Source organism: Pontibacter sp. 13R65 (assembly GCF_047525655.1).
Classification (GTDB): domain Bacteria; phylum Bacteroidota; class Bacteroidia; order Cytophagales; family Hymenobacteraceae; genus Pontibacter.
Map to the genome: position 1 here is coordinate 60,603 of NZ_JBLIQL010000011.1, position 13,483 is coordinate 74,085.

At 46.1% G+C, this 13,483-nt stretch carries 8 protein-coding genes; 4 read left to right on the top strand and 4 right to left on the bottom strand.

Annotated features, from left to right (window positions below; all coding sequences use genetic code 11):
• Positions 1 to 8: 8 nt before the first annotated feature.
• From ACMA1I_RS14170 to ACMA1I_RS14180, 3 genes are all read right to left on the bottom strand, one after another.
• On the bottom strand, positions 9 to 458 hold the full coding sequence (locus ACMA1I_RS14170; RefSeq protein ID WP_337069037.1) for a (2Fe-2S)-binding protein: 450 nt from the start codon (positions 456 to 458) through the stop codon (positions 9 to 11).
• 215 nt (positions 459 to 673) lie between these two features.
• Positions 674 to 877, bottom strand: a complete 204-nt coding sequence (locus ACMA1I_RS14175; protein WP_414703918.1) for a cold-shock protein — start codon at positions 875 to 877, stop codon at positions 674 to 676.
• A 273-nt stretch (positions 878 to 1,150) separates the two neighbouring features.
• Positions 1,151 to 2,293, bottom strand: a complete 1,143-nt coding sequence (locus tag ACMA1I_RS14180) for an acyl-CoA desaturase (RefSeq protein ID WP_337069039.1) — start codon at positions 2,291 to 2,293, stop codon at positions 1,151 to 1,153.
• A 648-nt stretch (positions 2,294 to 2,941) separates the two neighbouring features.
• Between ACMA1I_RS14180 and ACMA1I_RS14185 the strand changes: the two genes are divergently transcribed.
• The 4 genes from ACMA1I_RS14185 to ACMA1I_RS14200 all read left to right on the top strand — a co-directional run bounded on the left by ACMA1I_RS14185 (position 2,942) and on the right by ACMA1I_RS14200 (position 9,249).
• Positions 2,942 to 4,207, top strand: coding sequence for a hypothetical protein (locus tag ACMA1I_RS14185; protein WP_337069040.1), 1,266 nt, complete (start codon positions 2,942 to 2,944; stop codon positions 4,205 to 4,207).
• 76 nt (positions 4,208 to 4,283) lie between these two features.
• Complete coding sequence (locus ACMA1I_RS14190; RefSeq protein ID WP_337069042.1) at positions 4,284 to 5,324, top strand: sensor histidine kinase; 1,041 nt, start codon at positions 4,284 to 4,286, stop codon at positions 5,322 to 5,324.
• Between the two features lie 165 nt (positions 5,325 to 5,489).
• Positions 5,490 to 6,257, top strand: coding sequence for a LytTR family DNA-binding domain-containing protein (locus tag ACMA1I_RS14195; RefSeq protein WP_337069043.1), 768 nt, complete (start codon positions 5,490 to 5,492; stop codon positions 6,255 to 6,257).
• Positions 6,258 to 6,474: 217 nt separating this feature from the next.
• Positions 6,475 to 9,249 (top strand): TonB-dependent receptor, encoded by a 2,775-nt coding sequence (locus ACMA1I_RS14200; RefSeq protein ID WP_337069044.1) that lies wholly within the window; start codon positions 6,475 to 6,477, stop codon positions 9,247 to 9,249.
• A gap of 50 nt (positions 9,250 to 9,299) precedes the next feature.
• Here the strand turns inward: ACMA1I_RS14200 and ACMA1I_RS14205 are convergent, their stop codons facing one another.
• Positions 9,300 to 13,412, bottom strand: coding sequence for a chemotaxis protein CheB (locus ACMA1I_RS14205; RefSeq protein WP_337069045.1), 4,113 nt, complete (start codon positions 13,410 to 13,412; stop codon positions 9,300 to 9,302).
• Positions 13,413 to 13,483: the final 71 nt, after the last annotated feature.

Below are 13,483 nucleotides of genomic sequence, written 5' to 3' on the forward strand. Positions count from 1 at the left end.
TTTTCTGCTTATGCCTTGGCGGCTTCTTGTATGGCTCTGACAATGCGGGGGTAGGTGCCACAGCGGCAGATGTTGCCATTCATAGCCCCAATTATCTGCTCTTCGGTCGGGTTCGCATTCTGTTGCAATAGCCCCACTGCCGACATAATCATGCCGGGTGCACAATACCCGCACTGAAAAACATCAACCTTCAGAAAGGCCTCCTGCACCGGGTGCAACTTCCCGTTCTGCTCCAGCCCCTCAATGGTAATTACCTGCTTGTTCTCGGCGCTTTTTACTGGTATCCGGCAAGACCGAACCGCTACACCATTAAGCAGCACGGTACAGGCACCGCACTGGCCTTCGCCGCAGCCATACTTACTGCCTGTCAGGTCTAGTTCCTCCCGCAGAGCCTGCAGCAGACTTGTATCTTCTAATGTTTTGATACTACGGCTAACACCATTTACTTGAAGCTCCATAGGCTGTAGGTCTGAGTGAGTATAGTTAAACTTAAAAAAATATGGCTAGAATGGCAAGCCTACATTTTAGTAAAGGCATTGCAGGAGAGGCATATAAAAAGAAAGCCGCTCAAACTTATGTTCAGCGGCTTATTCTTTATTAGTATGTAAAAATAATTAGACAGCTGGCCTCTTGCAGATACTTTGCCATGGCCGGCAGGCACTATTTTGCTGGGTTAAGGTTTTTCTTCAGATGCTTCCTCCTCCGAATCGTCTTGTTTCCTTTCTTCAGGCGGCGTAGAAGTTATAACGCCAAACTCGTCGACGTAAGCAATCATGTCTTCCAGTTTTCCGCTGGTGGCATTTTCCTGCCGCTCTTGTTTGCGTTGTTCTTTGTCTTCTTTTTTCTTCTGCTTTTTCTTTTGTAATTGCTTCTTCATGAAGCTGTTCTGTGATCTTGCCATAGTAACGGGTTAAGGTTTAGTAGGGCACTTTCGTTTAAAGTGCTTTCAGGTTATAAATAAAGTAGGCTGACTTGCAGTATAGGTAGCTTTTGAGTCAGCCATCCTCATCAAGGTATTTACTTTTTTAGCTCCGGAAGGCTTTTTCATTAGAATAATTATAATCCTTGTGCTTTCAGTCTGCACTGTTTCTGCACATCCGGATTTTTAGGTTTGGTCGCTACGAGCTTGGTTCTCTAAGCCATTAAGCTATCAGACTGACGGCACAGCCGTATTGGGTATATGTTGCGCCGGCCCTGATTTTTCCAGATTATAGGCGTCTTTGCCAAGCTTTTTCAGGAGGCGGTAATGCGATTTCAAAGCGGAGAAAAAAGAAGGGCTCTCCAGGTATGTTAAGTTAAAATCTTCCGCCACCTCTTTCACTATCACCGAAATAGCCGGATAATGGATATGGCATATTTTCGGGAAAAGGTGGTGCTCAATCTGTCGGTTCAGGCCGCCACAAAGAAAGGCCGCCAGTTTACTTTTAGGAGAAAAATTAGCTGTGGTTAGCAATTGATGCTCTGCCCAAGCCTCTTCCAGGTTTCCGTCTGCATTGGGTTGTGGAAAAGAAGTACCCTCTACCACGTGCGCCAGCTGAAACACCAGCCCCATCACCAAACCTTCTACAAAGTGCATCCACAAGAACCCAATCACGAATTGCCACCAGGTAATGTCCAGCACCAGCAGAGGCAGTACAATAAACAGGAAATAGTAAACAGCCTTAAAAAAGAACAGATTAAAATACTCTTTCCGCGGATGCTTGGTATTAGGGTGCTGGCCAATCTTCTTCTGGAAAAACTTCAGGAAGTCTTTACGCAGTACCCACGAGAGCGAGGCAAGACCATACAATAGAAAAGCATAGTAATGTTGGAACCGTTGCAGCTTATTTACGTCCTCCTCCACCGAAATACGCACCAAGCCCGGAGCAATTTCAATGTCTTCGTCGTGGCCCGGAATATTGGTATAAGAATGGTGCACCACGTTGTGCGAAATGCTCCACACGTATGGGTTTGCTCCTATAAAATTAAATAACAGGCTAAATACTTTGTTCACCCGCTTGTTTTTAGACAAAGAGCCATGTATGGCATCGTGACAAATATTAAAGCCGATAAAGGCACTGAAAGCTCCTAACAGAGCAGCCAGGCCCGCCATTGCCCAAACTCCGAATTGGTTAGAGAGCAGGAGCAGGTAAAAAGTTAAAAAGCCTGACAGAAAGAAGATGATTTTCGTCCACATGGCCTTGTTAGCATGTCGGCTTATATTGTTTTCTACAAAGTAAGCTTCTACTCTAAAGCGCAGTGTAGCAAAAAAAGCAGATTTGTTTAAATTGGTAAATTTCAATTTTTGAGTCATAAGTGATTTTTAGGCACAAAAGCGAGTGCCAAAACACCTTTATGCAAATAACAAGTTACCGAACCTATCAGCAGCAACTTGCGCTGCACTATTTAGATCTGTAAAGCCTTTAGAAATAGAAAAAGTGAAGGAGGTCTGATGAAGGTCGTTCAGAACTTACAAACTTTTAAAGCAGTAAGCGAATGGCTTTAGACAAAGCTACACATAATTTATTTATATAGGTAACGTAAACCAGCAGCAGTTAATTTCAACAAAGGCTGTTTTATTTGGGTACTTTGCCCAAAACACGGTTTTAAAGGAAATAGCCCCGATAATATTTTGCACTAAAATATCCCCGGAAGGCTGTTTTCGTTAGTATAATTCAGGATAACAGCTTACTAGGTAATTTATAAACTAATTTACCTGTAGATAGTACCTCTACGCGCGCTGCCCTCTATATAACAGCGCTGACCTTTAGCACTTGATATTTTGAGTTTTAGACGATATCATACATATTTTAAGCATTTTAAAACGTCTTGCTCCTCTGGTTGTACTTCTTTTGGACCTGTTTCAGCCATTCAATATCTTGGTTGAGTGGTGCCAGGTCCGGCTTTAACCGCATCTGGTTGGTGGTGTGCCCAAAATTTCGCACTTTTATGGCTTTGGTAAATGAAGCACATCACCCTGAAATATATTTTCCTTCTGTTTTTGCTCCTGGCAACGGCCCTTCTGCCAGCTACTGCGCAGCACGAAGGCTTTCTGTATGGCGAAGTGACTTTAACCAACAACGAACGCCTGAAAGGACAGATCTTATGGAGCGCCGGCCAAACCATGTGGGTGGACCTGCTTACGGCAGAAAAAAAAGATAACCCTGTACTGAAGTACCTCAACAACGAACAGCTCGAAAAACTGAGCAAAGAGGAAACGCAGAAAAAAATGGACTGGGGGTTTATGAACCTCTGGAAAAACCAATACCCCTCCCGCAAACACACTTTCCGTTGCCGTTTTGGCGACATAGCCAAGCTAAGAGTAAAAGGCGAAAAAGAGGCTGTGGTTATATTCAAGAACGGAGAAAAGTTCAATATATACATGAACGACGACCCGGAGTACCGCAACCAGCTCGGCAAAGGTATTAGCCTGTACAATGCACAAAAAGAGAAGGTACGCGTGGAGTGGGATAAAATTGCCCAGATTCGGTTTTTACCTACCCCTTCGCAGTTGCCTCACCTTACTACCACGCCGCTTTATGGCACTATCGCCACCCGCAGCGGCTCCTCCTACACCGGCCTGCTGCAATGGGACATGGACGAATCGCATAGTGCCAACTTCGTAGATGGCAAAGATGAGGAAGGCAAAAATCTGAAAGTACGATTCAGGGACGTGCAGTCTATTCGGCCAAAAGACGAAGGAGCACTCCTCACATTAACCTCGGGTCGTGAAATATACATGCGGGGCACTAGCAACGTAAGCAGCAAAAACCAGGGCATTGTGGTGCGCCACCCAGATTGGGGGCAGGTAGTAGTGCGTTGGCGCGATTTTAAAGAGGCCACTTTTGCTCCCTACCCCGAAGAAGGTGAAAACTTTGGCTATACCGCTTTTCCTGTGCCTCAAACCCTGAAAGGCAGTATTTTTGTAGCCGAAAAAAAAGTATGGAGAGGCTCTTTTGTATTTGACTTAGACGAACGCCTAGACCTGGAAACGCTTGACGGCTGGGACAGAGCCGGAGCCCTACGCATGGTTCCCTTCCGGTTTATCAAAGAAATTTCTCCTATAAACAGCAAGCAATCGACGGTGGTCCTGCGAAGTGGCGAAAAACTCCTTTTAGGCGATCGGAGCGATGTATCCGAAAAAAACTGGGGCTTGCTCATCTGGCCGCAACAAGGAGAGTACAAATACCTCCCCTGGAACATCGTAAACCGGATTGTGCTGTATTAGGGCATGCAGGTAGAACAGGAGAGTTTCTAAAGCAGAACAAAACAACTTAGGCGGTAAAAGAAATTAAATAACCTCCATGAAAAAAAGTACAGCAATAGGCAGCCGCATTCATACTGGTGTAATCTGGGGATCGGTGCTGGCCCTCGTGCTGCTGATTCTGGTTGCCACGCTGGGAGAAGGGCTGGAGTATGTGGCCGCACTACTTTGGATTGTGGTAGTACTGGCACTGCTCTGGATCGGCAACCGTGCCATTCATAATTGGCTGGACCTCAGCTTCCCCTGGACCCAGCAACCTCTTCGGCGATTTTTCATTCAGCTTTTGGGCAGCGTACTCTACTCACTTGCCTGTATTAATGCCGCCTATTTTCTGCTCAAAACCTTGTTGCTGGGCATGGCCCCGGTACTGGAGCAGGTGCTGGTGCTGAATCTGTATGGCTTGCTTTTTATCATTCCAGTGTTTTCGTTGAACTTCGGATTGTATTTTATGGCTCGCTGGAAAGAGGCCTTTATTCAAACGGAGAAGCTTCGGGAAGAGAACCTGCGTACCCAGTTTGAATCGCTAAAAACGCACATCGATCCGCACTTTCTGTTTAACAACCTCAACGTGCTCTCCTCCCTCATCGATAAAGACCCGGAAGATGCGCATCAGTTCTTGGATAAGTTTTCGGATGTGTATCGCTATGTGCTGCAACACCGCGACGAAGAGCTGGTGGAGCTGGAAACGGAGCTGAACTTTATACATGCTTACTCTTTTCTGTTTCAGCGGCGGCTGAACAGGCAGCTGAGAATTTCGGTTACTGCACCCCCTGCTTCCAAAACATTTTACCTGCCTCCCCTGTCGGTGCAGATGCTCGTAGAAAATGCTATTAAACATAATAAAGCAACTGTATCTAAACCGCTCAGCATTTCTATTTTTATAGAAAACGAAGACTGGCTGGTGGTTCAAAACACCTTCCAGCCAAAGCTGAAAGAACCTTCTAACCTGAAAAAGATAGGGCTTGAGAACATCCGCAAAAGGTTCGAATATTTTTCTGAGCGGGCGGTAAAGGTGGAGCAGAATGAGCAACTATTTACCGTAAAATTGCCCTTGCTGGAATGGGACGACCTGGAGAAGTAAATCTAAAATTTACATGGAGCAAATTCTGCTAATAAAATTGGCCTTTCGGAGCCTTTTCGAGGTAAATCGGCCTAAGGGTACGACCAGCTGGTTAAGCCCTGTTGATACAAATAGAGACGAAAAAATTACCGAAATCTATTATCTTACATCTGATAGCGAGCCACTATGAAAGTAGTAATATTAGAAGACGAATCTTTAGCAGCAGAAAAGCTTTCCAAAATGCTGCTGACCTACGATAACCAGATACAGGTTCTGACCACCCTTACCTCTGTTGAAGATGCTGTGGAGTGGCTGCAGGCAAATCCATCCCCTGACCTGCTGCTTGTAGACATCCACCTCGACGATGGCTTGAGCTTTGAAATTTTTCAGCAGGTAAAAGTGCAGAGCCCCGTTATCTTCACCACCGCCTACGACCAATACGCCATCCGGGCTTTTCAGGTGCACAGCATCGATTACCTGCTTAAACCCGTGCAGTACGAAAAGCTTGCCCAAAGCCTCGATAAACTAAAGAACCTGCAGGAATCTTTTCAGGAGCCTGCTCCACAGCTCCATATCGAAGAGATTGTGAAGCTGCTAAGAGCGGATAACAACACCTATAAATCGAGGTTTCTGGTAAAGGCTGGCAACCGGATCAGAGCCATAAAAACTACCGAAATCGCTTACATCTACGCCGACCAGAAACTAAACCTGCTGGTTACCCACGATGGTCATAAATACCCTCTTGACTATTCGCTCGACGACCTGAACCTGATGCTCGACCCGCAGTACTTTTTCAGGGTAAACCGCCAACTCATTACGCACATCGATTCGGCTGTAGAGATACATCCTTACTTTAAAGGCAGGCTAAAGCTTGAACTGCAGCCTGCTCTCGACATGGAAGTCATTATCAGCAGCGAGAGAACTCCGCTCTTCAAGGCCTGGCTCGACAAATAGCTTTTACACCTTCTATAACAAGTGACTTGGGTTGCTGCCCCTCATCATTCTGTCTGCTCCTCCCCTTTTTTAGCAAATCTTCTTTCTGCTTCAGCACAGGTTTCTCCCAGTTCAGCCAGCATAAATCCATGTTGGAATACGAGCCCTTATATAGGCAGGTTTATATTTTTATCTTCCATAAGAATTAGTTCTTGCCCACTCCTATATTTTAAGCCTGATGCTCCATATCCAGATAAAAATTTCCGCCATAAAGCAGCCAGTGTCAATTTTTGTACTGTCTCTTATACTCCTGCTGCTAGCCACCTTACAAACTTATGCGCAGGGTCAGGTGGTGCAGGGAACCGTGCACAGCGGGCAGGACTCTTTATCGTTGCCAGGCGCAAGTGTACTGCTTTACAAAGACACCGACACAGGAACAGAAACGACTCCCGCTGCGTCTGCTACTGATATAGATGGCAAATTTCGTTTCGAAAATTTAACGGCCGGGCAATACACCATTAAAATAAACTACATTGGGTTTAAGCCATTTTCCAAGGCTCTAAAGGTGGAGCAGGCAGCCATAAACCTGGGCAAACTTATACTGCAGGAAGAGTCCACTACCATGCGGGAAGTCGTGGTGGTGGGCCATGTGGCGCTAGGCGAGCAAATGGGCGATACCACGCAGTTTAATGCGGCTGCCTTTAAAACCAATCCGAATGCCAGTGCCGAAGATCTCGTGCAGAAAATGCCTGGTATTACCATAGAGGACGGCAAGATTAAGGCACAAGGCGAAGATGTGATGGAGATACTGGTAGACGGGAAACGCTTCTTTGAAGGCGACGTTGACGCTGCGCTTCGCAACCTGCCAGCCGAAATCATCCAGAACATCCAGGTTTTTGATAAAAAGAGCGACCAAGCGGAGTTCAGTGGCTTCGACGATGGGAACCGGGCTAAAACTATCAATATCGTTACCAAGCCTGATCGCCGGAAAGGTACTTTTGGACAAGCGTCTGCCGGCTATGGCTCCGACAACCGGCACATGCTCGGGGCCAGCGTTAACTTTTTCGATAACGACAGGCGCATAACCGTAACAGGCATTCGCAACAACATCAACATGTCTGACTACTCTATTGGCGAAACACCCGGTGGTGGCATGAGAGGGCGAAGAGGCGATGCGAACGGAATTATTACCACCAGCAGAATCGGCATAAACTTTAGCGATGAGTGGACGGATAAACTTGAGCTCAGTGGCAATTACACACTAGATCACCGGCAGGTAGGGCAGCAACAGCTCAGGCGCCAGAATTTTATTACAAGCGACACCACAGGCCGCCTTTATTCAGAGAACAGCAACAGCGATAACGAGCAGCTCAACCAGCGGTTCAGAATGCGCATGAAATATAAGATGGATGAGAACAATGAAATACTATTTAAACCAAACTTTACTATAAACAAAGGAAACAACCAATCGTACTTTTTTGGCCGTACCGTAAATAACTTTGGCGCCATTAATCAGTCGGAAAACAATTCTTTCGGCACCAGCAACAGTGTGAACCTGGAGAGCGACCTGCATTACCGCCACAAATTCAGCAAGCCAGGTCGCACCTTTGGCACTAGCCTCAACAACCAGTTTAACAGCAACAACGGCGAAAGTAACCGCCTGGCAGACAATATTTTTTACTCAGGCGAAGAAAGAGCCGAGCAGCTAAATCAGTTCCGCAACAACCAGGGAACTGGCTACTCCTGGGAAGCTAATTTTTCATATACCGAACCTGTTGGCGATAGTGCCCGCATGCAGCTCGAATACAAGCTAAGCAACCGCACCGACGACTCCGAAAGATTAACCTACAACCATGCAGAGATTACCGGAGATTACACCCTGCTGGACACCCTACTCAGCAACTCTTTCCGCAGCGATTACCTGACGCAGGAAGTAGAGCTGGGCTATCAATACAATATTAAAAAGCTCCGACTTCAGGTAGAAACAGAGTACCAGCGGGCAGATCTGCAAAACAACCAGCGTTTTCCGGCTCCTTATGACATGAGTCGTACTTTCCATAGCGTGTTGCCATCAGCAGAGCTGGAATACCGTTTTTCTAAAACTAAAAACATCAGAATAGATTACCGCACCAATACCAATGCTCCCTCCCTGAGCCAGCTGCAGGACGTGATTGATCAGTCGAACCCGCTGCACCTGCGGGCCGGTAACCCAAACCTGCGGCAGTCTTACCAAAACAGGGTTAACATCCGCTACAGAAATTTCGACAACGCCTCTAATAAGGTTTTCTACATGGGTGTGCGTGGATCTGTTACGAACAACAGCATCACGAATAGTACCATGGTGGCAGAGGCTCCAATCAGACTAAGTGACGAGGTAGTGCTGGAAAAAGGATCGCAGCTTACGCGGCCTGTTAACCTGCAGCAAGCTAACTGGGATCTTAGAACCTATTTCAACTATGGTTTCCCGGTGCATCTTATTCAGTCTAAGCTTAGTTTCAACGGTGCCGTTGGACATTCACGTCGACCAGGTTTAATCAACAACGAGGTAAATATTTCGAATGCAACAAATTTCAGATTGGGCGTATCGGTGAGCAGTAATATAAGTGAGGAAATCGATTTTAATATTTCGACCCGCTCTAACTTTAATGTAGTTGAAAATACCCTGCTACCAGGCAATAACAACAATTACTTTAATCAGGGCACCAGCGCACGCCTCAACTGGATTTTCCTGAAAGGCCTGGTCTACCGCACCGAGCTGAGCCATCAGGTAAACAAAGGACTAGCAGCTGGCTACGACAATAATTTTGCTCTCTGGAATATGAGCATCAGCAAAAAACTTTTTGAGGAAGAACAGGGAGAAATAAGCCTGAGCGTAAATGATGTACTGAACCAGAACAATAATATCAGGCGGAATGTAACGGAGTTGTATGTAGAAGATGTTCAGAGCAATATTTTGCAGCGCTACTTCATGCTCACCTTTACCTATAGTCTCCGCCATTTTGCCGGTCGATGAGAGGGGAAGAAAAAAAGGAGCAGGAATATTACCAGCTCCTTTTTTGTTATTTAGGCCGTTTTATCTCGTCTAAAATACAACTTAAACTCCGTTCCTTTTCCTTCTTCACTTTCGACTTCTATTCTGCCGCCGGCATTGTCTATCATGCGTTTTACGATGTACAGCCCCATGCCGGTGCCATCTACATGTGAGTGAAAACGCTTAAAGAGGGTGAACATTTTCGTCAGGTTATCCTCACTAATTCCTAAGCCGTTGTCTTTTACTGTTAGCAGCACGTGCCCATCCACCTTTTCCGTTTTAAGAAAAATTTCGGGTTTACGCTCCGGGGCACTGTACTTCACTGCATTACTAACCAGGTTGTACAAAATGCTGTACATGTTCTTTTTAGAGAAATTTATTTTAGAAGCCTCCTCTATATCAATGTGCAAAGTAGCCTGCTCTTTATCGAGCAAATCGTTTACAGTAAGCTTCACATTGTTAATAACCTCTTGTAAGTCCACCACCTCTGCGGCACCATCCACATCGCGCTGTACTTTGGCAATATCGGTCAGGTCCTTGATCACGTTTTTAAAACGAGAAATAGAATCCTTAATCATATTGAACAGTGGCTGGGTAGGCTCACCTGGCAGCGGTCCCGCCTCTTCCACCTGTTCTTCCAGCAGCAGTAGCAAACCTTCTATATTTGCCACCGGCGCTTTTAGATCGTGAGAGGCTGTGTACACAAAGGTATCCAGATCGTCGTTCACTTTCAGCAAGTGCTCATTCGTATCTTCCAGCTTCTCCTGCGTGGCCTTAAGGTCCGAGAGGTCTATAAAAGAACCAAGAACCCGGTAAGGCACTTTATATTCGTTGTGCAAAATATAAGCCCTGTTCGAAACATAGGCATAAGTACCATCTGAGCGAGAGATACGGTATTCATCAGCCCATTGGTCCTTGCCTTTGTTAATGGCTCCGTTTAATCCCTTCATCATACGGGACTTGTCGTCGGGGTGAACTTTATCGAACCAGCTGTTAATTCCTTTTTCCATTTGCTCCCGCTCGTAACCTAACACCTTGGAAAGGCTTTCGCTCCACCAAAGCTCATTGGTTACCAGATTCCAATCCCATACAACATCGTTCGTAGCCATAGAAACCAACCTAAATCGCTCTTCGCTGGCAGCAAGCTCTTTGGTTCGATTAGCCACTCTTTTCTCTAGCTCATTGTTGAGTTTTATAAGATTTTCCTCCGCTTTTTTCAGTTCGTCATAGGCGAGCAAGATTTTATCTTCGCTGTTCTTTTTCTCTGTTATATCGGCCATGGTCACGGTTAAGCCATCGCCCATTTTAACAGCGGCAATCTCGTACCACACCTTTTTATTTTTCACCTCCAGCATTTGCTCGGTGTGCAGCGGTTTGCCAGTTTCCACCACATGCACATACTTCCTGAACAGTCCGCTTTTCTGCAGGAAAGGGAGCTCGGCCAGCACGTTCTGGTTCTGCAGTTGGCTGAGTGGTTTGCCTACAAATTCTTCTGCCTGCCGGTTCAGCAGGTTCCAGGAGAAATCAACTACCTCCTTCTGCTCGTTCCTTACCGATACAAAAGCCATAATGCTGTTGAGCGAGGAATTCAGCACACCCTGCACCACATTGGTAAGAGATTTTAATGTAGTCACATCCACAAAACTAATGACCACACCATCTCTGGTACCATCGTGCTTCAGGTAAGGTATTATCCGGATCAGGAAGCATTTGCCCTCGTTGGTTTCCAGCTCCATCTCCAGCTCAACAGAGGTATTGTTTACCTGGGTAATATCTTCCAATAAATTGGCTTCTTTAAGCTTATGAGACAGGTGGTGAATGGGCCGGCCAATATCAGTTTCTATGATATTAATGATATCCTTAACTGTTGGTGTAAACTTTCGGATAACCAGGTGATGATCAACAAAGAGCTGCCCGATATTAGAGCTTCTGATATAATTATCGAGGTCTTCATTAAGCTCCTGAAGTTCCTTTATTTTGAGTTGGTGTTCTGAGTTTACCGTGTGCAGCTCCTCGTTGAGCGACTGCATTTCTTCGTTAGAACTTTGCAGCTCCTCGTTAGACGACATGAGCTCCTCGTTGCTCGACTGAAGCTCTTCGTTGGCCGTACTCAGGTCCTGTACCGTCAGGTTCAGGTTTTCCTGGGCCTCTTTCAGCTCTGCTTCCAGCACGGCTAACTGCTTATACAGCTCTTTATCAGAAACCGTCTCCAGTTCAATGGCTCTTTCGGCCACTTTCTGTTCCTGGTTTACCAAACCCACCTCCTGTAGCACAATCAGGATAACGGTAGGAAGATTTTTTTCTGCGGCAACCGGTTTAATGGTTACACGCACCTGCCGGCTGCGCTTGCCACTCTTTATAACTACCTGCCGGGCCACTATTTGCTGATTCTGCTTGATGGCCTTCCTGATGCCAACACTTAGCGTAACGGCCAATTCCTCTGGCACCATCTTGAGCAGGTTAAAGTGAAGGCGCTTCCCAGGGAACTTCAGGAACTGGTTTATATCTCCTATACCATGCAATAGTTGGTAATTCTGATCTATGTACAAACCAGTTACCTTCAGATCCTCTGAAACGGCATCTATAAACATGTCGTTGTACTGGTTAATCTGATTATTGCGAAGTCCTAAGGCCGCTGTAGTCGAGTAAGCTGGCGTGTAGTTGGAGGGGCCATAACTTGGCTTGGCCAAGGTGTTATCCTTTACTTTCTGGTAGAGTTTCCATTTACGGTTTTCCTCAGAAAAAAAGCTCTCCATTTCTCCTATGTGCTCACTTGGGCCGAGGAGCAGATAGCCATTTAAATTAAGGGCATAAGGAAAAATAGACAACACTTTTTTCTGTAGTCCTGTCGACAGGTAAATGAGCATGTTACGACAGGTAATCAGGTCGATCTTACTGAAGGGAGGGTCCTTCTGCAGGTCGTGCTGCGCAAACACCACCATCTTCCGGATGTCTTCGCTTATAATGTATTTATTTCCTTTTTGAATAAAGAACCGTTGTAGTCGTTCCTGCGACACATCCTGGGCAATGGCAACCGGATAAATGCCTTTAGAAGCCTGAGCAATAGCCTGTGTGTCGATGTCGGTGGCAAATATCTTAACAGCTGGTTCGCGGCCCATTCTGCTGTAACACTCTCTGAAAAGCATTGCCAGAGAATACGCTTCCTCGCCGGTGCTGCAGGCTGTAACCCATACCTTTACCTGTTCCTCCTCTAGTTTGGCACCAACAATGTTGGGTATAACATCTTCTTCAAGTATATCAAATGCTTCCTGATCGCGGAAAAACCTGGTCACGTTAATAAAGAACTCCTGGCAAAGCTGTTTTATTTCGGCAGGGTTCTGGTGCAGGTAAGTCAGGTAATCCTGCATGCTCTTAACCTTAAGCATATCCATCCGCTTACGAATTCTGCGGAAGATAGTCGCCTGCTTATACTCCTTAAAATCAGTTTGCGTATGAGAGCATATCAACTCCAGTATTTCTTGCAGCGTAGCCTCATCATCTTCTTCTGCATTGCGCTCCGCCAACGATTTAACCAACGGCACCTTGCGTGTGTACTCCATTATTTCTTCGGGTATCTGCTCCGGAGAAAGCACGAAATCGCCCAGGCCGGCATCTATGGCGCTTCGGGGCATGCCATCGAACTTAGCGGAGCCAGGGTCCTGCACCACCACCATGCCGCCTGCCGCTTTTATGGCTTTGGCACCTTTAGTACCATCCGTGCCTGTTCCTGAAAGAATAACCCCAATGGCATAGCGACCTCGGTCTCTGGCAAGCGATTCGTAAAAAACGTCGATGGCAAAGTTGGGCTCTTTGGTGCGTGTTTTGTCTGCCAGGCGAAGTCGCCCACCTTTTAAAGTAAGCTGCTTGCCGCTTGGCAACACGTATACACAATTCGGTTTCGTGCGCATATTGTCTTCCGCCTCCTGCACCTGCATTTGGGTGTGCTTGGAAAGCAGCTCTGCCATCAGGCTTTTATGATCTGGCGACAAGTGCTGGATAATGACAAAAGAAAAACTAGAATTGTTCGGGAAATGATCGAACAACTTATGGATCGCTTCCAATCCCCCGGCGGAGGCACCTATGCCTACCAGATAATGATCTGTCGGCTGTACTATTTCTTTTTCCTGAGAAGCTTTAGTCTTCATATAAATTAAAAATACTACCTGACTTTACCTTACCCAAGTCAATACTTGCTACGGGTAAGGGATTTTGCACT